Below are 21,971 nucleotides of genomic sequence, written 5' to 3' on the forward strand. Positions count from 1 at the left end.
AAAGCCTTAGAACAACAATATCCTGAATCCATCCAAAATGATTCGCCAACGCAGAAAGTTGGCGGTGAGGCCTTAAAGAAATTCCAATCCATCAAACATGCTGTGCCGATGTTGTCGCTAGGTAATGTCTTCAATTTTGATGAACTCAAAGCCTTTGATCAGCGTATTCAAGATCGATTGCCTAATCAAAACGTGCAATATGATGTTGAACTCAAACTTGATGGTTTGGCGATTTCATTATGGTACAAAAACGGTCAACTGGTGCAAGGCGTGACCCGTGGTGACGGTGAAACAGGTGAGGACATCACGCAAAATGTGCGTACAGTGCGCAATATCCCACTGCAACTTTTTGCTAATAGCAAGCGTAGCGATGCGCAAGTCGAAGTTCCTAAATTATTAGAAGTGCGAGGCGAAGTCTTAATTCCAAAATCAGGCTTTGAAAAGCTCAATCGTGAAGCAGAGCAAAAAGGTGAGAAAACCTTTGTCAATCCACGTAATGCCGCAGCAGGTAGTCTACGTCAGCTCGACCCGAAGATTGCTGCAAGTCGTCCACTTGCATTTTATGCCTATGGCATTGCGCAGTGCGAACCGCATCATGAGTTGGATTCGATGAGTGCTAGTCTGCATTGGTTAAAAACATTAGGTTTTGAAATCGCCGAGCGACAATGGCTCGTGGATAGCATTGAAGATGTAGAAAATTGCTACCAAGAGATCATGCAGGAGCGTCCAAATTTAAGCGTCGAAATCGACGGCATGGTGATCAAAGTTGATAGCTTACAACAGCAAAAACAACTTGGTTTTTTGAGTCGTGAACCTCGCTGGGCGACGGCATATAAATTCCCTGCGCAAGCGGCGCTCACTACCGTTGATAATATCGAGTGGCAAGTTGGACGTACAGGTACGCTGACGCCTGTGGCACGCCTAAAACCTGTATTCGTCGGTGGTGTGACGGTATCCAATGTCACGCTACATAATATCGGTGAAATTCACCGCCTTGATGTGCGAGTCGGTGATACGGTGAGCGTGTATCGGACTGGTGATGTGATTCCCAAAGTCGAAAAAGTTTGGCAAGAATTTCGTCCTGATACAGCTCAAGTGGTTGAATTACCAAGCCAATGTCCAGTCTGTGAGTCGCCTGTGGTGATGCCTGAAGGTGAGGCATTGGCACGTTGTTCGGGTGGCTTGTACTGTGCGGCACAGCGTATCGAAGCGATTCGCCATTTCGTGGCTCGTAAAGCGATGGATATTGAAGGTTTGGGCGATCGTTGGGTCGAGTCGTTGTTACATCTTGAACTACTGGATAATGTCGCTGATATTTACAGTTTGCATCTGCATCGTGAAAAATTACTCACCATTGAAAAGATGGGTGAAAAATCCGTTCAGAATCTCATTGATGCGATCGAACAAAGTAAAGAAACAGAGCTACACCGATTCATCTATGCGCTGGGTATTCGTGGTGTGGGAGAAACCACAGCTCGAATGCTTGCCAATCAATTCCAAACTTTAGATGCGTTGATGTCGGCAGATTTAGAACAGTTGAAGAAAACGCCTGATGTTGGCGACATTACAGCAGAGTGGATTTTTGACTTCTTCCATGCCGAGCATAATATTGAAGTGATTCAGGCCTTGATCGATGCAGGGATTCATTGGGCTGCACCGCAAGCACCGACACGTCAGCCATTGAATGGAGAAAGTTGGGTAGTCACAGGCACGCTTGCCAGTATGGGGCGTGATGAGGCGACACAGCGATTGCAGGCACTTGGTGCAAGGGTGTCGGGGAGTGTGTCGAGTAAGACCAAGTGTGTGGTGGCAGGTGAGAAAGCAGGCAGTAAACTCGATAAAGCGGAAAAACTTGGTTTGGCGGTGATGAATGAAGATGAGTTTTTGCAGATGTTGGGCGAGTTTCAGGTTTAAAAGTATTAAAATTCTCAATCTGAAAATTGGTTTAAGGATATGATGATTGATAATTTGGTAAATCAATTGTTAAACCTCAGCAAAATTGAATAAAAAGGGCGAAGTTAATGGAAGCAGGAAAAAGAACAATTAGAGATATTTTCAATAGAGGAAGAAATTTAGAAATTCCTTTTTTTCAAAGAGCTTATGTTTGGGATAACGAACAATGGCAAAGATTTTTAGAAGATATGCGTATGGTTTCAATAACCAAAAGACCATACTTTTTGGGCTCTGTCATTCTAAAGCAACAGGAAACCGCTTCCAATAAGGATTCTATATTGACCGTGATTGACGGACAACAACGCCTTACGACATTAAACATTTTTTTAAAAGTGTTGTGCCTTAAAAATAATGCTGATTCTGACTTTACAGAAACTTTTAAAAAACAAAGAGATAAGTCAATCATTTTACTTCACAACCACAATGACCAAGATTCATTTAATAAAGTTGTAAATCTTGAGGCAATTCAATTTTTTAAAGACGTTTCCGAAAACGACCACATTCTCGCAGCTTACAACTTTTTCAATGAAAATATTACAGAAGAGGACTTAACAAACTTTTTGGATTTTTTCAATATTTTGGACAATATCTTATTCGTTGGTATTGACCTTGGTTATGAAGAAGATGAACAACAAATATTCGACACCATAAACTCTCTCGGTGTTCGATTGACAACAGCCGAATTACTAAAAAACTACTTCTTTAAACGAGATGAAATTGAAAATTACGAGAAGTATTGGAAAAAGATATTTGAGAAAGATGATGAAATAAAAATCTATTGGGACAGAGAAATCACAACAGGTCGTTTAAAGAGAACATTCATTGACCTATTTTTTTACTCTTATCTTCAAATAAAAATACAAGAACCAGAATTAAAAGTAAAAACAGAGGATAAAATCGAGTTTTCTAAAGTTGAAAGTCTTTTTGAATCGTATAAGCGGTTTATAAGAGATTATAAATTGAATAAAACTGAAATCCTTGATGAAATCAGAGAATACGCAATCTTATTTAAAGACAATTTCGACTATGACATTGTAAACAATGAACTTACTAATGAAAGTGGAATTGAACGTATAAACGCTGTAATTTTTGGGCTTGACACTTCTACTCTAATTCCTTACACGCTTTATATTCTTAAAAATGTAAATGACCAAAATCAGAGAAATGAATTATTTGCGTTTATCGAGAGCTATGTAATGCGAAGAATAGTTGTTAAGGCTACAACGAAAAATTACAACCAACTATTTACCGACAGGCTTATATCAAACAAAATCTTATCCAAGGAACAGTTTATTCAATTCCTCGAAACAAGAAATGATAAAGTAAACTATCTGCCAAATGACACCGAACTAAAACAAGGATTTGAAAATTCTGTATTAATCAACATGCAAACCGCAGGAATTATTTATCTCATTGAATCCAAAATTAGGAACAGGCACAAACAGGCGACACAACTTTTAGGAATTAAAAAATACAGTTTAGAGCATTTAATGCCTAAAAAATGGGAAAATAAATGGAATAGTGTTTCAACCAAAGAAGCCAAAGACTATCGGAACTTCAAATTAAAGACTTTGGGCAATTTGGCTATTATTACACAGTCGTTAAATGCTTCTATTCGAGATGCAAATTGGCCAACCAAGAAAAGAGGAAGCGGAAATAAAGAGGGATTAACTCACTATTCGGGCGGAATTGAAACTCTTGCACCATATCTTGAATTAAGCGAATGGAACGAAACAGAAATTGAAAAAAGAGCTGAATTTCTATTAAATAAAGCAAAGGAAATATGGAAAGCATAAGAAGTTGATAGTATCAGTACTTAACACTCATCGATAATGTAAGCATCGTTAGATTTATCATTATTTAGAGCTTTATATTGTTACCTTATGTTAGAAATGAAGTACTATGATTATAATTTGTTAGTAAGTAAAAAAATCCAAACGCCGAAGCATTTGGATTTTTTCAATATATCGCTTTTAAAGTAAAAACTTACTTTTCAACGAAGGCACGTTCGATCACATAGTCGCCCATTACACCCATACGAGGTGACTCAACCAAACCATGTTGATCAAGCAACGCCGCCACATCTTTTAAGAATGCAGGGCTACCGCAAAGCATGGCACGATCAGTTTCACGATTGAATTTTGGCAAACCGATTTTTTCAAATAGCGTACCTTCTTTGATATGCGTCGTCACACGACCTTGCGTATGGAACGGCTCACGCGTCACGGTTGGGAAATAGATCAATTTTTCTTTGATCATCAAATCTTCAAACCATTCATTGTTTGGTAGTTCATCCAAGATCAAATCTTGATAAGCCAACTCACTGATATAACGCACACCGTGTACCAAGATCACTTTTTCATATTTTTCATAGGTTTCAGGATCACGGATCAATGATAAAAATGGCGCAAGACCCGTACCTGAAGAAAGGAAATACAAATTTTTCCCAGGTAACAAATCATCATGTACCAGCGTACCTGTCGGTTTTTTCGAGATCAGAATCTCATCACCGACTTGGACTTTTTGCAAGATCGACGTCAAAGGACCGTCTTGAACCTTGATCGAGAAAAATTCTAACTCTTCCTCGTAGTTGGCACTGGCAATCGAGTAGGCACGCATCAATGGTTTGCCATTCACTTCCAAACCGATCATTACAAACTGACCATTCTTAAAGCGAAGGGCAGTGTCACGAGTGGTTTTAAAACTAAATAAAGTATCATTCCAGTGATGAACGTGAGTGATACGTTCTACATTAAATGCAGCCATTTACTTCTCAATAATTGCTCAATAAAAACAGACTGCTATTCTAATCTAAAACGATTCTCGATACACTGAATATAATTAATGGGCTTTATCAAAAAAAGTGATGAACGATCAGATTTCCATGCCGATAATCGGTTATATGTGTTCGCCATTCGTGGAAAAATTTGGCATTCCAAGACAATCAAATCTTGTCAATACAACGAGTTATATTAAACTGATTGCGCCTTATGATGATATCAACGCCTTTCAAGGGATAGAGCAATTTAGTCATCTGTGGTTGCTTTGGCAATTTCATGCTAACGATGTGAAAAAAAATGATAGTGTTGTCAATAAGACTAGAACATTTCAGCCGATGATTCGTCCTCCCCGCTTAGGTGGCAATCAAAAAATCGGCGTGTTTGCCAGTCGTAGCATGTATCGACCATCACAGATTGGTCTATCCGTAGTACATTTGCTTGAGATTAAAAAAGTTAAAAATGAACTGCGTTTGTATGTACAAGGTGCGGACATTTTGGATGGCACGCCGATCGTGGATATCAAGCCGTATCTCGCTTATGCCGATGCAATTCCTGATGCGATGAGCGGTTATGCGCCCGATGCACCGCAGATTTTAGAGGTAATTTGGTCTGATGATGCTTTACTTCAAAAGCAAAAATTACTCAATGAAAAAGTATGTACTGAACAAATACTTCAAGAGTTAGAACAAGTCCTTGCACAGAATCCTAAACCTGCTTATCAGAAGGATCCTGAACGTGTCTATGGACTCAGTTTTGCCAATTTTAATGTGAAGTTTCAAATTTCAGAACAATCCGTGAAAATTGTTGATATGTATAGTTTGTAGGATATTTTAAGTTGAATGACTAAGTTGTAGGGATTAATTTGATTCGATTTATTTATAGCGTTTTGCGCCCATATTTATGAGCGCAAAGATTTCATAGTTTATTCAATTGACGCTTTAATCTTTTCTGCTAAAGCTTTGATTTTCTCTTGATCACCCATTGTACTTGCATGTTTACCAAGCTGATGCACAGATGATGGAATCAAGTGAAAGTGAATGTGTGGCACAGTCTGACCTGCTTCTTCACCAGAGAGTTGCATGAGTACAATCCCTTTACGATCTAATGCTTTTTCTATGGCTTTTGCGACTTTTTGGACAATTTGTATGGTATAGGCTGCGTCTTCAGGATTGAGATCAAGTAGGGTGACCGCAGGGGATTTTGGAATCACCAAAGTGTGCCCATCTGCTTGTGGCATGATGTCCATAAATGCAAGGGTTTTTTCATCTTCATAGACTTTGATCGCAGGGATTTCGCCACGGAGAATTTTTGCAAAAATATTTTGATCGTCATATGCCATGATGCTTTAGTCCTTGTTCAGTTGTTCTTAAAAAAATGAATTGCCAACAGTGTAACGTAAAAAAAGCCGAATGAAATGCTCATTCGACTTTCTTTTTGACGAGTTTAACTAGCTTAGACTGGGACTCAGAAACTGCAACTCAGATTACAAGTCTTTTTTCGGACAATTCAGCTCTTTTTCTTTCTCTTCGATTTGCGCTAAACGTTTTGCTTCAGGTCCGCTGAATTTAGGCTTTTTGGTATGACAGTCACTATTACCATATTTCTTTTTGGCGTCTTCATCTTTAAAGCAATAGCCGTGCGCAGCATGGATCAACGCTTTTTGCTTTTGTAATTGATCACATTGTGCATCGGCTGCATATGCGCTACCAAAGCCTGCGAGAACAAGACTTGAGATAGCGATACTTTTCAAGACCATGCTTTTTATAGCGATGCGTTTTAGGCTAAGTTTCATGATATGTATTCCTCTTTTGTGTTCGCTGAGTACATGTGTTGAGTATAAGACATATATGGTGTCGATGCGAATATGTTTCAATTTATTTCGAATGTTTAAAGTTGTACAAGTGTAAATTAAGGCAAATATTCATGCGAATTTCATCATGTTTTCTTCACATTTGCAGATCATGATGTGTTAGGTCATCTATTCGATGGTGATATTTGTCCAGCTTTCATAGAGCTTAACTGCACTTGAAAAGTCACTTTCAGCATCACTGGTTAAGTTTGCAGTTTGAATCAGATTTTGGGTGAGGCTCAGCAAAGGTGTGGGTAGCTTAGCTTGTTGCGCCAAAGATAGGGCAATTCCTGTATCTTTTACGAGTAAAGGTAGAGCAAAAGTCAGTGGAAATTCACGGTTTAAAATACGCTGAGGTAGGATCATTTCCGTCACTGCACTTTTACCACTGGAAGCATTAATACATTCGAGTGCATTGTTGAGATCAACACCATTGGCTTTGAGCGTGGTAAAGCCTTCTGCGGTTGCCCAAAGGTTTGCTGCGAGGAGCATATTATTGACTGCTTTTACCGCAAAGCCTGCGCCTGAGTCACCCACATGTTTGATCAATCCACCAAAGGGCTCAATAGCGGAATAAGCTTGCTCAAAAGCTTTTGCATCACCGCCAATCATGACCGTTAATGTGCCTTTTTCTGCACCAATAGTTTGACCTGATACAGGCGCATCGAGAAAGTAAGCACCACGTTCTTGCAGAAACTTCGCCATTTTTACTGCAGATTCAGGCACTCCACTGGTACAATCAACCCAGATTGCACCTGACTTTGGTGGGTACTGCGTAATGATGGTTTCTACTTCAGTACTGGTCGGTAAGCAGGAGAAAATAATGTCTGCTTGTGTTGCGGTTTCAATATCGACGGCTTGTGTGCTGTATCCTGAGGCATGTTGTTCGGCTTTGGCGAAATTACGATTCCAAACTAAAACTTGTTCGAATGACTTCGGCAAATGTGAAGCCATACGATAACCCATTGCACCTAAACCGATGAACGCAATAGAAATAGACATCATAGCTCCTGAATCTAATAACGATATTCAAATGAAGCACTTAATCTATCACGCTGAGGCGAATGCGCAAAACGGAGATATATGACTTTTTATTAATGTTCTAAGGATTTGTTTGAATAGAAGACATTTGCATAATTTGACAAGATTTTCGCATCAAAGCTGTGCATAATATAAAATTGCTGTTTTTTGTGCTGTTCTGAATATCAATTCAAACTGTCATGTGAAAGAATTACAGTGTCAAGGTAATAGTCGGATCGTTACGTTGTATCTCGTTTGTATAGCGTATCTAGGCTAGAGGTTTTAAGAATAATAGGATTGTTCATGAGTGTAGCGACTGGTCAATATGCGCATCGTGTCATTAGTACCATTTTCCTCGTATCATTTGGTATTTATTTGTTTTTGGCGACGGTGACATATACACCTTTTGATCCGGGTTGGATGCGTGTGTCGAGTGATACACAGCAGGTCAGTAATGCCAGTGGCGTAGCGGGGGCTTGGCTTGCTGATATGCTGTATGGCTTATTTGGCTGGGCAGCATTGCTATTGCCTTTATTCTTGATCATAGAGGCGATCCAAGTGTGGTGGCCTCGTAGTTACTTAACACGTCCATTTCGCTATGCTGCGCAATTTTTTATTATTCTGACCACTTCTGCTTTACTATACTTCTTTTGGCAAGTACCCACGGACTCACTGGTAAATGCCTCTGGTGGCATTATCGGTTATGAAGTAGGGCGTAGCTTATCAAGCATGGTTGGTTTATATATTGCCATCATTTTCTTGGTGCTATTTGTTATTGCGCTATGGACTTTTGCTTTTAAAATTGAATGGTTGAAAACAGTACAACTCATTAAGAATATTCCTGATTATCTGAATGATTTGTTTTATAAAAATGTACCTACTGATGCTGAAGACTTTGACCTGAGTCTTGGTAGTCAATCTACATCGAGCACTGCAACCAATTCATCACATACAAAATCTAAGGTACAGCCTTTAGATGAGTTTGAAGAACACCACGCAGTTCGCAATTCTCATGAAGATCAAAGTGTGTTGCATCAGCTGTTCCAAGATGAGATTCAACACGATGTAGCAGAACATCAATTAGAAAAAAAGATCGCCACGCAACCGAATGCGCATTCATTTGATGATGCATTTGCATCGAGTTTAAATCACAATCATTTAAACAACAGCCAGTTAAAGCATAGTAATACCTCAAAAGCGCAACAAAAGATCGCCAATGATGCGTATCCCAATGATCCTTCGCATGATGAAATCAGTCAGTTGATTGCAGAAGCAGATCGTCATTTGCAAGAACAACATCAACATACTCGACCAAATTCAGCAGATTTTTCACACGCTTCATCTCAACCACAAAAGTCAGTATTAGATTGGAGTGATGATGAAGTATTTGATGAACTTCTTGCTGCTGTACCTGATACACAACATCATCAAGCTACAGCGAAACATGCCATATTTGATCAAAAGCCTGTTGAAGAAGCAGACTTGGATGCAGAGCAACGTGCTTATTTGAATGATAGCTTTTCGCAAGCGGTGCAAAATCATGAGCAACTTGTGCAAAATGAGCAGAAAGATTTACATCATTTAAATAAAGAAGAATTCATCGAAGCTTGGCAAGAAACAGCAGGTAAGCCAAAAGAAGAGCAAAGTGATGATTTTTGGGATGATTTGGATGCACCTTTAACTGATGCGTCAGGTCGTCCTGTGTCTGCTGCCATGCAAGTAGTTGAGAAACGTAAGCATTTATCCAAACTCCCTGAGATGGAATTGCTTGACAAAGTTGATCCGAATAAAAAGGTCAATTTTACCAAAGAACAATTAGATCGTTTGTCTGAATTGCTAGAGATCAAATTGCAAGATTTTAATGTCAAAGCAACTGTGGTGGAAGCACAGCCAGGTCCTGTGGTAACACGATTCTTACTCGATCTTGCACCAGGTGTGAAAGCTTCGAAAGTCACCAATATTTCACGAGATCTGGCACGTTCTATGTCGATGGCATCGGTACGTGTGGTCGAAGTGATTCCAGGTAAACCGTATATTGGTATTGAGATTCCAAATAGTGCACGTGAAATGGTACGTTTGGTCGAGCTTTTGGAAACGCCAACTTATCGTGATCCAAGTGGTTTGATCAGTATGGCAATGGGTAAAGATATTTCCGGCAATCCAGTATTGACAGACCTTGCCAAAGCACCACATATGCTCGTCGCAGGAACGACAGGTTCAGGTAAGTCTGTAGCAGTGAATGCCATGATTTTGTCGATGCTCCTCAAATATACACCTGATCAATTACGTTTAATTCTCATTGATCCGAAACAGCTTGAACTTGCCAACTACAATGATATTCCACATCTATTGACACCAGTCGTTACTGATATGAAAGATGCTGTCAGTGCGCTGAACTGGTGTGTGAATGAGATGGAACGACGTTATAAATTAATGTCATTCATGAAGATTCGTAAAATCACGGATTACAATCGCAAAGTCGAAGAGGCATTAATTAGTGGCGAAGATCTTATTGATCCAACGTGGAAGCCAAGTGACTCTGCAACGCAAGAACGTGCACCACGTTTGACACCACTACCAATGATCGTCATCGTTGCCGATGAGTTTGCGGACATGATCATGCAAGTGGGTAAAAAAGCAGAGGAAATGATCACACGCCTTGCGCAGAAATCACGTGCAGCAGGGATTCACTTATTACTTGCGACACAGCGTCCGTCGGTTGATGTCATCACAGGTTTGATCAAAGCCAATATTCCGACTCGTGTCGCACTTCGTGTAAATAGTAAGATTGACTCGCGAACTATTCTCGATGCGGGTGGTGCAGAAGATTTGCTCGGTCACGGCGATATGCTGTTCTTAGGACCTGGGAAAATTGAGCCTGAACGTGTGCATGGTGCATTTATCAGTGATGATGAAGTGAATCGCATCTGTGACGCATGGCGTGAACGTGGTTCACCTAATTATGTCGATGAAATCCTGACACCATATGATGAAGAAGGTGGTTCTGCGGGTGGTTATGACTCGGGCGAAGGTTCGGCGGATCGTGATGCCTTGTATGATGAGTGTGTATCCTTCGTACTTGAGTCACGGAAAGTTTCTGTGTCGTCATTACAACGTAAGTTCAGTTTAGGTTATAACCGTGCTGCACGTATTGTTGATCAAATGGAAGAAAATGGTCTAGTTAGCCCAATGGGTGCCAATGGTAAGCGTGACATTCTAGTCTGATTATTTAGTCTAATCAGCCTTAATTTAACGGTCTAAATGATAGAGAATAGTTTTGTCATTTAGACCGTTTTGTTTTTACGATTTTTTATTTTACAGATGTGTTGAGAAAGCGATGTTTGTTGCCTTAGCGACCTTAGTGTTTATTCACTTTTGCGCATTAATTACTCCCGGTCCAGATTTCTTCTTAGTCTCTCAGACGGCGATTAGTCGCTTTCGACGTGATAGCCTGATGGTTGTTGCAGGGATCACGTTGGGTGTGATGATTTGGGCGATGTTGGCATTATTGGGTTTAAATATTTTATTCGAACAAGTACATTGGCTGAAAAGATTACTCTTTGTCGCAGGTGGAATATATCTGTGTTGGCTCGGCTATCAAATGCTTCGTTCAGCATTTGCTCAGCAAGATGCGAAAAGCACAATGCACATTCCAACTTTACCACAGTCTGCTTGGCGCTTCTTTTTACAAGGTTTTTTGACGAATCTGCTTAATCCAAAAGCAGTGATATATTTCGGTAGTGTATTTTCACTTTTCTTAAATAATCCTTTTTTGGATGATTTGCATGGCTTACTTTTTGTGATTGTAGCGGTTGAAACTTTTTTGTGGTTTTTTGCTGTGACTTTTATCTTCTCAATCCCTAAGTTTAAGCAAGCTTATGAAAAAGCACGACAATGGATTGATGGTTTTTCTGGTGGTATTTTTACCGCATTTGGTTTGTATCTTTTAGGTCAGAAGTAACTTCACACTTCAAATATTTCAATGATTCAATTAAAAAATGCGAGTGATATTACTCGCATTTTTTTATAAGGACTTAGGTTCAACACTATAGTCGAAGAAGTTAATTTCTGATACAAGGCAACCGCCGAACGAAGGTATACAGATAGTACTGCGAGTGAGGTTAACGCTGTAGCAGGATTTAAGTTCTCTGACTATACTTAATGACGTGGCTTAACGCGCCAGTAATAATGTACATAGCACAGCATCATAATGACAAGACAGCCAATGAAGCTTGCACGCATACTTGGGTCAACAGCCATACTCATGCCAGTGATCACACAGAAGATACCACCCAAGATAGGAACGATTGGATAAAGTGGTGCTGAAAACTTCAAGTCTTGACGTGTTCGACCTGCTTTATACCATTGACGGCGAAAGTTGAATTGACTGATACAAATTGAAATCCACACAATAACCATGGTAAATGCGGCGATGTTCAGCAAATTCACAAAGATCGCTTCAGGTGCAAAAAACTCAGACAGCAATCCCGGCAGAGCGCCCATCATCGTTGCCATAATGGCGATCAACGGTGTACCTGAACGAGAAAGTTTTGAGAAGACTTTTGGTAATTTATTTTGATCGGATAAAGACCATAGCATACGTGATGCAGCATAAAGCCCTGAGTTGGCAGCTGAAAGCAATGCAGTGATGATGACAAAGCGAATAATATCTTCTGCATAAGGAATACCGATGCGTGAAAATACGCTGACAAATGGACTATGACTTAGTCCATGCGCACTATCGACAGCAGTGGCTTGATACGGCAACAGGGCGCTAATAATGACAATCGTCCCAACAAAGAAAATTAATAATCGCCAAATCGCCGCATTGATCGCCCGAGGAATATTCTTTTCAGGATTCTCAGTTTCACCTGCTGCAACACCGATCAGCTCTGTGCCTGAGAATGCAAAATTCACCACGAGCATGGTTGCAAAGATTGGCCATAAACCTTCAGGAAACCAACCATGTGCTGTTAGATTGCTAAACAGTGGTGCGGTGTCATAGCCTTGCATTGGCAAAATACCTAAGATCACCAAACAGCCAAGCAGAATAAAGACGATGACTGTGACAACTTTGACCATTGCCAACCAAAACTCAGATTCTGCAAAGAACCGTGTTGAGCTGACATTCAAAATAAAGACCGTCGCCGCAAAAATAATCGTCCAAATCCACATCGACACATGTGGAAACCATTCCTGCATGAGTAGTGCTGCAGCAGTAAACTCCGTGCCTAGCGTCACTGTCCACGTCAGCCAATACATCCACGTGATCATATAGCCTGTGGCTGGATTGATATAACGATCTGCATAGGCACCAAATGAACCTGCCACAGGCATATGTACCGCAAGTTCGCCCAAGCAAAGCATCACCATATAAGCGATCAAACCACCAAGCGTATAAGCGATGATTGCACCGATGGCTCCAGTTTGGGAAATCACTTCACCAGAACCTAAAAATAAGCCTGTACCAATCGCACCGCCCAGTGAGAGCATCACCAAATGACGTCGTTGCATGGCACGTTTTAATTGTGGAGTAGCTGTATTCGACATTTATGATTCAAACGAAAAAGGAATCTATTGTAGGCACAGTTTTATGAAGAATAAAGTTTTGAGTGCAATTCGATGGGAAAGTTTGCCGAAACTGACTGTGTATTGATCAATTTTCGACAAAAAAATTCATTATTTGAAATACAGTGAAAATTATTTTTAAATTTCTTGATGCTGAGCAGGCGTATATTGAATCGCATTATTCATCAAATGACAGAACAGCTCGGCGGTTTTCTGCGTATCGTACAATGCAGAATGTGCTTCCTTACCATCAAACTCAATCCCTGCTTGAATACATGCACGTGCTAAAACAGTTTGCCCAAATGCAGCCGCACTGAGCGATACCGTATCAAAGACAGAAAAGCTATGAAATGGATTTTGATTCTTCGTACTTGTGCGAGCAATTGCTGCTTGTAAGAAACCCAAATCAAAATGCGCATTGTGACCAACAAGGACACAATGGGTACAGTGCTGAGCACGGCGTACTTCATTCAATGCTTTAAAGATACGTTTTAGCGCATCACGTTCATTTTCTGCCATTGCCATTCGCATTGGATTAAACGGATCAATCCCTGTGAAATCCAATGAGCGACGGTCAAGATTTGCGCCTTCAAAAGGATTGATATGTGCTTGAAAAGCTTCGCCTTGGGTAAATTGTCCATGTTCATCATAGACAATTGGAATACAGGCAATTTCTAAGAGTGCATCAGTCTGTGCGTTAAAACCTGCTGTTTCTACATCGACAACAACTGGTAGAAACCCACGAAAACGCTGTCCAATCACAGGGATTTCATTGCTAGATTTGTTATTGGTAGCTTCGTTTTGACTTTGTACAGCTTGATTTTCATTACTCATTTTAACTTCACCTTGACACAACAGACCAATCTATCGTCTGTCCTGAATGGAGCGGAATAATGTCATCGTTTGGCAAATAATCCATACGCTCAGCAATCGTTTGTGATTTACGCACTAAAGTGATGGTATCAGTATTGCGAGCTAGACCATAGAAGTCTGCGCCAAAGTGACTAGCAAAACCTTCAAGTTTTTCAATTTTACCCATTTGATCAAAGGCTTGGGCATAGAGTTCAATCGCATAAGGCGCACTATAACAACCTGCACAGCCACAGGCATTTTCTTTTTTGCTTTGCGCATGTGGTGCAGAATCTGTGCCTAAGAAAAATTTTGGATTGCCACTGGTTGCCACTTCAAGCAAGGTGGTTTGATGACTTTGACGTTTTAAAATTGGTAAGCAATAGAAATGCGGTTTCACGCCACCGACCAATAAATCATTACGATTAAACAATAAATGCTGTGGTGTGATCGTTGCTGCGACATTACGGCCTTGTTCTAGGACATAGTTGGCTGCATCAGCCGTAGTAATGTGTTCAAGTACCATTTTTAAGTTTGGGAATTGACGTAATAAAGGTGTCAATACTTCATCCAAAAAGCGTTTTTCACGATCAAAGATATCGACGTGGTTGTGTGTCACTTCGCCATGAAGTAGAAGTGGTACTTGATGCTCTTCAAGTTGCTCAATGACATGATAGACCTTGCGAATATCACTGACACCGCTGTCGGAATTGGTTGTTGCGCCTGCAGGATAGAGTTTAATCGCATTGACTTCATTTGAAGCTTTAATCTTTGCTACTTCTTCAGGTGCAGTATGATCAGTGAAATACAGCACCATACGTGGATCAAAGCTCTGACCTTCAGGCACGTGCGCCATGATCCGTGCACGATAAGCTTGTGCTTCGCTCACAGTTTTTACTGGTGGTACGAGATTTGGCATACAAATCACACGATTAAACTGACGGGCGAGATCGGGAACTGTGCGTTTCAAAGACTCACCATCACGAAGATGTGCGTGCCAATCATCAGGTTGTAAAATAGTGATGCTATCCAAGACGTTCATACCACAAATGAGATTGCACACATGATAAAGCAAAATCCTTAAAAATCCTAAGTGTATTGTTCGAAAAGTTTGCAGTCATTTCGGATAATTCTTGTTAGACTGAAAGCAGGTTTTATGAATATTTTGATTGAAAAAATGGCAACACTTTTAGAAATATTGGCGTGGTGCGAACAGACTTTACAGGTTTCGCAGTTTAAAGACTATTGCCCAAACGGTTTACAAATCGAGGGCAAAGCTGAAGTGCAAACTTTGGTGAGTAGTGTTACGGCTTCTCAAGTAGCGATTGAGCAAGCACTGGATTTAAATGCTGATGCGCTCTTGGTACATCATGGTTATTTTTGGAAAGGCGAACCAAGCCCTTTGACAGGAATTAAGGGCAAACGCATCAAACAACTGATGCAAGCGGATGTGTCTTTAATTGCATATCATCTACCACTCGATGCACACCCAACGCTAGGTAATAATGCGGCTTTGGCAGAATTATTAGGTATTCACATCACAGGTGCTTTGGATAGTTCAGAGCGTTTACCAATCGGGAATGTCGGTGAACTAGAAACGGCATTGACTCCTGATCAATTTAATCAGCGAATTATCGACGTGTTAGGGCAACAGCCGATTCATATTGCATCAGGCAAATCGACCATTCAAAAAGTTGGCTTTTGTACAGGTGGTGCACAAGATTTCCTTTATAAAGCAGCAGCTTTAGATTGTGATGCTTATATTTCAGGTGAGGTGAGTGAGCGTACTTATCATGAAGCTTTGGAATATGGTGTGGATTATTTCGCTGCGGGTCATCATGCGACGGAGCGCTACGGTGTACAGCGATTAGCAAAGGCTTTAGCTGAGCAATTCCAATTGACGCATCATTATGTGGAATTACCAAATCCAGTTTAGCTTCATTAAAGTCATTTTAATGATATGATTATGTCATTACATTTTGGATTTTGATTTCAGTAAAATCATTGTTAATGAAAGCGAATGAAAAACAAGGTATGCTAAGCAGGCTTAATTAAGGATCACCCATGTATCAGGTACTTGCACGCAAATATCGTCCACAAAATTTTAGTCAATTGGTTGGACAAAGCCACGTTTCTAGAGCATTAAGTAGTGCTTTGTCACGAGGTCGTTTGCATCATGCGTATTTGTTTACTGGGACTCGTGGCGTAGGTAAAACGACCATCGCACGGATTTTAGCAAAATGTCTGAATTGCGAAACTGGCGTAACGGCAACGCCTTGCGAGCAATGTAATGTCTGTAAATCTGTCAATGCAGGACGTTTTATTGACCTGATTGAGATTGATGCAGCGTCACGGACTCGGGTCGAAGATACTCGTGAATTGCTTGAAAATGTGCCGTATGCGCCGACGCAAGGTCGATATAAAGTCTACCTGATTGACGAAGTACATATGCTGTCCACGCATAGCTTTAACGCCTTATTAAAAACCTTAGAAGAACCGCCTGAACACGTTAAATTTTTATTTGCAACCACCGATCCGCAGAAGTTACCGATTACGGTCATTTCTCGCTGTTTGCAATTTACTTTACGACCACTCGCCAAAGATGAAATTTTCCATCATCTTGATCAAATTCTAAATACTGAACAGATCGAACATGAATCTGATGCACTGTGGCAACTCGCCGAATCTGCTCAAGGATCGCTCCGTGATGCTTTGTCTTTGACCGATCAAGCGATTGCCTATGGTCAGGGTCAGGTGGCAACGCAAGATGTGATCGACATGTTGGGTCTGATTGATCAAACTTTAGTCTTTGATCTATTGGATGCGATACATCAAAATCAAAAAGGTGTTGTGGCGCAGTTGGTACAACATATGCGTCAGCAAGCGATTGATGTACAGCATGTTTTGGAACAACTGATTTCAATTTTGCATGAATTGGCGGTCATGCAGATTTTGGGCGATGTGAATCATGCACAGACCGTACAAAATGCCGATTATAAAATGAAGTTGGCAAAGCAAATCCAAGCGCAAGATTTACAATTGTATTATCAAATCGCAGTACAAGGTCGAGCTGATCTGAGTCTAGCATTGACACCAGAGCAAGGCTTTGAAATGTGCATCATGCGACTTTTGGCATTTCGACCATTGTCCGTGAATGAAGTAATTCAGCCGACAATTGAGGATACAACGATTGCACAGAATGTTATTTCTGACACGCAAATTGCCGAACAGAATCGCAATCTAAGAGATGAGCCTCATCATGAACAGCATGTTGAATCCGTAAATGAGCAGGTAGAATTAGAAAGCCAACAATTAGTGAAACATGAATTACAAAACCAACAATTAGAAAATCATTCAAATGAATCTGAACAAACACAGAATATTGAAAATGCTACTGATACTATGCAAAGTGAAGCAGAATTAAGTCTTCAAGCACTAATTGAAAACTCACCTAAATTAAATATTGAAGAAACGGCTCAGCAAGAAGATATAGCTCAAGAACAGATTCTAGCAAATGATGATCAACCAGAATCAGTTCAATCAGAAATCTTACAACCTGAATCAGCTCAAGCAGAATCAATCCACCAAGATAATTTTCAAGAAAAAATTGACGTTCAAGCAACCACAGAAAAATCAGTTATTCAAGAGCAGACTATTTCACCAAAAGAACAATTTTCTGTATCAAATCCAATTGCTACTCAGCATATCGATGATCCACGTACATTATTACAACCTCAAGTACAAACTTTAGAAGGTGAGTGGGATGTGGCGAAATGGGATTATTGGATTCGTCAGTCGTCATTGTCACCAGCGGTCAAAGAATTGGCGCAACGTGGGGTGATTCAAGGTGAGATTGCAGGCAAAAGTACGCTACATATCGAAGCCAACTACTTAAATATGTTGCAAAATTTTCTGCCTGATCTAAAAGATGCGTTAACGGCTTTAAATCCAAACATACAACTTGAACTGAGCGATACAGTGCTTGACTCAGATAGCCCGATTCAGTTGCAACAACAACGTAAACAACACGCTTATGATGTGGCGGAACAAAAGATTCGTTCGCAAAATGTGGTCAAGCAGTTGCAAGCGCAATTTCAAGCGGAATTGGTTGATTTAAAATTAAAAACCTAGGCTACCATCTTTAAATTTCATCTTTAAAAATGTAGGGAACATTTTAGTGTGTGAAAAGTTAACGCTGAAATAAAACCCATGATGCGAAATTTCAGCGTATAATGCCGAAGTTTATTAAAGCGTATGACATTCGTTACGCTTCATTAATAAAGCACTCTGAATTTTTTCGATTTAAGTCAAAGGACAAGACCTTTATTGGTCGCAAAAGCACTCAATTATGACCCGTGGATTTGACCAGTTACCGCTACACCCAAAACTCAAACGTGCCATTGATGCGTTGGGCTACACTCATATGACGCCGATTCAAGACAAGGTACTTCAATATACTTTGGGTGGTCATGATGCGATTGGTCGAGCGCAAACTGGAACAGGCAAAACCGCTGCATTTTTGATTAGTATTATTAATGATTTACTAAATAAACCGATCGAACAAGATCGCTTTCGTGGTGAACCTCGTGCATTGATTCTTGCACCTACTCGTGAGCTTGCTTTGCAGATCGAAAGTGATGCCAAAGAGCTAACCAAATTTACTGATTTACACATTGTGACTTTGCTTGGTGGTGTCGATTTTGACGTACAGAAAAAGCGACTTGATCAAAACTTTGTCGATATTATGGTGGCAACGCCAGGTCGTTTGATTGATTTTGTTGAGCAAAAAGAAGTATGGCTCGATCAAATCGAATTTTTGGTGATTGATGAAGCCGATCGTATGCTCGATATGGGCTTTATCCCTGCGGTGAAACGCATTGTGCGTTATTCTCCGCCAAATGATTGCCGTCAAACCTTATTTTTCTCAGCGACTTTTAATATCGATGTGTTGAATTTGGCACATCGTTGGTTATTTGAACCAATCACGGTTGAGATTGAACCTGAAAAGAAAACCAATGCCGATGTTGAACAACGTGTGTATATGGTATCGAATTCAGATAAATACCGATTATTAGAAGACATTTTGGCGAATGAACCGATCGAAAAAGTCATGATCTTTGCCAATCGTCGTGATCAAGTGCGCCGTTTATTCGATCGTCTGAAAAAAGATGGATACAAGGTCGGTATGCTCTCTGGTGAAATTTCTCAAGATAAGCGCACCAAGATGCTTGATAATTTTAAGAAAGGCAGTATCAATATCATGATTGCGACTGATGTTGCAGGGCGAGGTATTCATGTCGACGGCGTGTCGCATGTGGTGAATTTTACCTTGCCTGAACAGTCGGATGATTATGTGCATCGTATTGGGCGTACAGGTCGTGCAGGCGAACAAGGCGTGAGTATTAGCTTTTTATCTGAAGATGATGCCTTTAACTTGCCAAATATTGAAAAAGCGATTGGGCAGAAGTTGCCACTGACACGGCTTGATGGGTATTGTTAATATTTATCTGATGGGTTAATGAAAAGCGTATTGAAATCAATACGCTTTTCTTTTTATAAAGTCTTTAGCCAACCCAACCATGAGAATCAAGTCACTTAAGACTTACAATAAAAATCTAGCGTCACGTGATAGTCGGTATCTTGGCTGATGTTGACATCTTTACCTAAAAAGACACCTGCAATCGTACCTGCCTGATTGATCATTTTTCCTGTTTTCTCATCAACAACACCGTTATATTGCACAGCTTCGTTGGTTACGACTGGTGATGTACCACGGCTACAGGTTTTTTGTGCGGCTTTGACGGCGTTGTTTTGTGCAGTGAGTTTATCTTTACCAATGCCTGTGATTTGATATTGATTATTTTCTTTTTGCATTGCAAGTGTTGTGGTTTCTGTGGTTTGACAGCCAACGAGTGCTATGATTGATAGCACACTTGCGCCAACGATCCATTTGCGTGAATGCGCTTTTACTAAATTTTGCATATGCAATACCTCATTTTTTTTCAAATTTATTGATTTACATCATTATGCCGTTTGCTTTACTTGCTCATGTATGAAAAATGATGATGAATCAGTAGATTGCTGTAAGTAGATCTCCATTATTCTTTAGAGCATCAATGTTATATCACAGTTAAAAAGTGCAATCTTAAAGCGTAGTTAATCATAATAACTTTCTCGTTTTTTCGAGAATTTTTCTAACTGTTGTAAAAATCCTGCGAAGTATTCTTTATGTTTATCTTCACTGCGAAAGCCTGCATATAAAGTACGACGCAAGCCGTTGTCTGATACAAAGGCAAAACGGCGACTTGTCACCCAGCCTTTTTGCTCATATTCATTGACCACCCAATCAGGTAGAGCAGATATTCCCCGACCACTGGCGACCAATTGGATCAGCATTTGCGTGAGTTCTGTCGTACGGATTTGCTTTGGCAGAACATTTGCAGGGATGAAAATATGCGCCATGATGTCCAAGCGATGTTTATCGACTGGATAGGTGATCAGTGTTTCTTCGCTCAAATCCTGTAGCGTGATGTCAGCCTTACGTGCTAAAGGGTGTGTATGCGCCAAGACGAGCCGAGATTCATATTCAAATATGGGGAAATACTCAATGCCTTTCAATGCAATTGGATCAGCGGTGATGAGTAGGTCAAATTCGCTATTTTGCAATAGCTCATGCGGATTCACCTCAAAAGCCGAAGCAAAGTCCAAATCCACATCGGGATAGTTCAGTCGATATTGATTGAGCAGTGGCATGAGCCAATCAAAACAACTATGACATTCGGAAGACAAAATAATTCGTCCAGTTTGCCCATGTACAATACGAGTAATATCAGATTGAGTGAGTTGTACTTGCGGTAAAATATCATCGGCAAGTTGAAGCAGTCGCAAACCAACCGTAGAGAATTGTAGGGGACGACTGCGCCGATTCACGATTTCTACATCGTACCAATGCTCAAGTTCTTTCAGCTGATGTGAGATCGCAGATGGTGTAAGGTTCAGCTCATTGGCTGCGGCAACCAATGAACCGTGATAGCGTAGAGCGCTCAGTGTGCGCAGATGACGAAGTTCTAACATGATAAAAATTCAACAGATAAAATTTATATTTAATAATATTCATCTTAGCATAATAGTCATGAGTTGAATTCACTCAATGCTTCATTCAATGTTATTCAGATTCAATCTATGGGATACGATAATGTCCTGTGATTTTATACTGCAATAAAATATCTTCTTCCTGCGTACCACGCCCAATATTATGAATAATCAATGGTACTTGGCTTATAGATTTTCGATCTGACACGATACCGATGTGTACCAAACCACGACCTAAATCCCAAGTGACGATATCACCCGCTTTAAATAATGCGGTTTTGAAAGGGCTTTTCTGTACGCTATAACCTTGACGTGTCATATATTTGGCGATATTTGGAACACGGCGATGATCAATATTACGATCGGTATTTTTTAAACCCCAAAGCTGTGGATAGGCTTTAAAATTTCGCTTCATATCTTCATGAATGACTTTTTGCAGATCAATATTTTGCTTGCGTAAAGCACGAATCACGACATCAGTACAGACACCTTTTTGTATTGGCACATCGCCCATCGGATAGCTTAAACGTGTATAAGCAGGATCATAAGTTAAAGTTTGACCAATTTGACTGCGTGCATCTTTGACCAATTGATTTGCAGAGATTGCATAGCTGAAAGTGCTTAAAATCAAACTCAAGCACGTCAGACTCAAAAATAGAATGTACCGAGGAAAATTTTTAAATATTGTCATTACATTGTCTACACAGGGTGAATTTATAGTTCTTTATTTATTTTATCAATATTAAGAAAATAGTCATACAGAGCTGTGTAAAGATTTACTTTAATCACTCGATAAAAAAACGCCACCTGTGTGACGTTTCATTTATTTCAATCAATGATATTAAAATCAATAGATATTT

General features: G+C 40.1%; 18 protein-coding genes. 8 read left to right on the forward strand and 10 right to left on the reverse strand.

The genetic code is table 11. The features are described 5' to 3' along the window. Window positions 1–1,914: NAD-dependent DNA ligase LigA (gene ligA / locus ACE3PQ_RS09325; RefSeq protein ID WP_374297198.1), on the forward strand; the 1,914-nt coding region annotated here is incomplete at its 5' end. A 107-nt stretch (window positions 1,915–2,021) separates the two neighbouring features. After that, the gene (locus ACE3PQ_RS09330) at window positions 2,022–3,749 is read left to right on the forward strand and encodes a DUF262 domain-containing protein (protein ID WP_374297200.1); all 1,728 of its coding nucleotides are present in this window, start codon (window positions 2,022–2,024) and stop codon (window positions 3,747–3,749) included. A 190-nt stretch (window positions 3,750–3,939) separates the two neighbouring features. Here the strand turns inward: ACE3PQ_RS09330 and ACE3PQ_RS09335 are convergent, their stop codons facing one another. Continuing rightward, window positions 3,940–4,719: a ferredoxin--NADP reductase gene (locus tag ACE3PQ_RS09335; protein ID WP_374297202.1), complete on the reverse strand. Its 780-nt coding sequence runs from the start codon at window positions 4,717–4,719 to the stop codon at window positions 3,940–3,942. 100 nt (window positions 4,720–4,819) lie between these two features. Between ACE3PQ_RS09335 and tsaA the strand changes: the two genes are divergently transcribed. Further along, complete coding sequence (gene tsaA / locus ACE3PQ_RS09340; protein WP_374297203.1) at window positions 4,820–5,557, forward strand: tRNA (N6-threonylcarbamoyladenosine(37)-N6)-methyltransferase TrmO; 738 nt, start codon at window positions 4,820–4,822, stop codon at window positions 5,555–5,557. Window positions 5,558–5,655: 98 nt separating this feature from the next. Here the strand turns inward: tsaA and ACE3PQ_RS09345 are convergent, their stop codons facing one another. The 3 genes from ACE3PQ_RS09345 to ACE3PQ_RS09355 form a co-directional block, all read right to left on the reverse strand. Beyond that, window positions 5,656–6,072, reverse strand: a complete 417-nt coding sequence (locus ACE3PQ_RS09345) for an HIT family protein (protein WP_374297205.1) — start codon at window positions 6,070–6,072, stop codon at window positions 5,656–5,658. A gap of 144 nt (window positions 6,073–6,216) precedes the next feature. Then, window positions 6,217–6,489: a YARHG domain-containing protein gene (locus ACE3PQ_RS09350; protein ID WP_374297257.1), complete on the reverse strand. Its 273-nt coding sequence runs from the start codon at window positions 6,487–6,489 to the stop codon at window positions 6,217–6,219. A 222-nt stretch (window positions 6,490–6,711) separates the two neighbouring features. Further along, on the reverse strand, window positions 6,712–7,584 hold the full coding sequence (locus ACE3PQ_RS09355) for an NAD(P)-dependent oxidoreductase (protein WP_374297207.1): 873 nt from the start codon (window positions 7,582–7,584) through the stop codon (window positions 6,712–6,714). Between the two features lie 321 nt (window positions 7,585–7,905). Here ACE3PQ_RS09355 and ACE3PQ_RS09360 point away from each other — a divergent pair, with 321 nt between their 5' ends. Together ACE3PQ_RS09360 and ACE3PQ_RS09365 are read left to right on the forward strand one after the other, a co-directional pair. Continuing rightward, window positions 7,906–10,827, forward strand: coding sequence for a DNA translocase FtsK (locus tag ACE3PQ_RS09360; RefSeq protein WP_374297209.1), 2,922 nt, complete (start codon window positions 7,906–7,908; stop codon window positions 10,825–10,827). 112 nt (window positions 10,828–10,939) lie between these two features. After that, on the forward strand, window positions 10,940–11,563 hold the full coding sequence (locus ACE3PQ_RS09365) for a LysE family transporter (protein ID WP_374297211.1): 624 nt from the start codon (window positions 10,940–10,942) through the stop codon (window positions 11,561–11,563). 197 nt (window positions 11,564–11,760) lie between these two features. On the opposite strand, the gene ACE3PQ_RS09370 is transcribed toward ACE3PQ_RS09365, so the two are convergent. From ACE3PQ_RS09370 to pyrC, 3 genes are all read right to left on the reverse strand, one after another. Then, window positions 11,761–13,152, reverse strand: coding sequence for an amino acid permease (locus ACE3PQ_RS09370; RefSeq protein ID WP_374297212.1), 1,392 nt, complete (start codon window positions 13,150–13,152; stop codon window positions 11,761–11,763). A gap of 156 nt (window positions 13,153–13,308) precedes the next feature. After that, window positions 13,309–14,004, reverse strand: coding sequence for a ribonuclease T (rnt, locus tag ACE3PQ_RS09375; protein ID WP_374297215.1), 696 nt, complete (start codon window positions 14,002–14,004; stop codon window positions 13,309–13,311). A gap of 7 nt (window positions 14,005–14,011) precedes the next feature. Beyond that, window positions 14,012–15,052 carry a dihydroorotase gene (gene pyrC / locus ACE3PQ_RS09380; RefSeq protein ID WP_374297217.1) on the reverse strand — a complete coding sequence of 347 codons (1,041 nt, stop codon included), beginning with the start codon at window positions 15,050–15,052 and terminating at the stop codon, window positions 14,012–14,014. 144 nt (window positions 15,053–15,196) lie between these two features. Between pyrC and ACE3PQ_RS09385 the strand changes: the two genes are divergently transcribed. The 3 genes from ACE3PQ_RS09385 (at window position 15,197) to rhlB (ending at window position 19,519) form a co-directional block, all read left to right on the forward strand. Next, window positions 15,197–15,955 (forward strand): Nif3-like dinuclear metal center hexameric protein, encoded by a 759-nt coding sequence (locus ACE3PQ_RS09385; RefSeq protein ID WP_374297260.1) that lies wholly within the window; start codon window positions 15,197–15,199, stop codon window positions 15,953–15,955. A gap of 128 nt (window positions 15,956–16,083) precedes the next feature. Then, complete coding sequence (gene dnaX, locus ACE3PQ_RS09390) at window positions 16,084–18,150, forward strand: DNA polymerase III subunit gamma/tau (RefSeq protein WP_374297219.1); 2,067 nt, start codon at window positions 16,084–16,086, stop codon at window positions 18,148–18,150. 217 nt (window positions 18,151–18,367) lie between these two features. After that, entirely contained in the window at window positions 18,368–19,519 is a 1,152-nt protein-coding gene (rhlB, locus tag ACE3PQ_RS09395) for an ATP-dependent RNA helicase RhlB (protein WP_374297221.1), read from the forward strand. A gap of 95 nt (window positions 19,520–19,614) precedes the next feature. Here the strand turns inward: rhlB and ACE3PQ_RS09400 are convergent, their stop codons facing one another. The 3 genes from ACE3PQ_RS09400 to ACE3PQ_RS09410 all read right to left on the reverse strand — a co-directional run bounded on the left by ACE3PQ_RS09400 (window position 19,615) and on the right by ACE3PQ_RS09410 (window position 21,802). Then, the gene (locus ACE3PQ_RS09400) at window positions 19,615–20,001 is read right to left on the reverse strand and encodes a hypothetical protein (RefSeq protein ID WP_374297223.1); all 387 of its coding nucleotides are present in this window, start codon (window positions 19,999–20,001) and stop codon (window positions 19,615–19,617) included. A 174-nt stretch (window positions 20,002–20,175) separates the two neighbouring features. Next, window positions 20,176–21,093, reverse strand: coding sequence for a LysR family transcriptional regulator (locus tag ACE3PQ_RS09405; RefSeq protein ID WP_374297225.1), 918 nt, complete (start codon window positions 21,091–21,093; stop codon window positions 20,176–20,178). Between the two features lie 106 nt (window positions 21,094–21,199). Then, window positions 21,200–21,802 (reverse strand): DUF1287 domain-containing protein, encoded by a 603-nt coding sequence (locus ACE3PQ_RS09410; RefSeq protein ID WP_374297227.1) that lies wholly within the window; start codon window positions 21,800–21,802, stop codon window positions 21,200–21,202. Window positions 21,803–21,971: the final 169 nt, after the last annotated feature.

The sequence above is a fragment of the Acinetobacter sp. genome (assembly GCF_041911495.1).
Taxonomy (GTDB): domain Bacteria; phylum Pseudomonadota; class Gammaproteobacteria; order Pseudomonadales; family Moraxellaceae; genus Acinetobacter.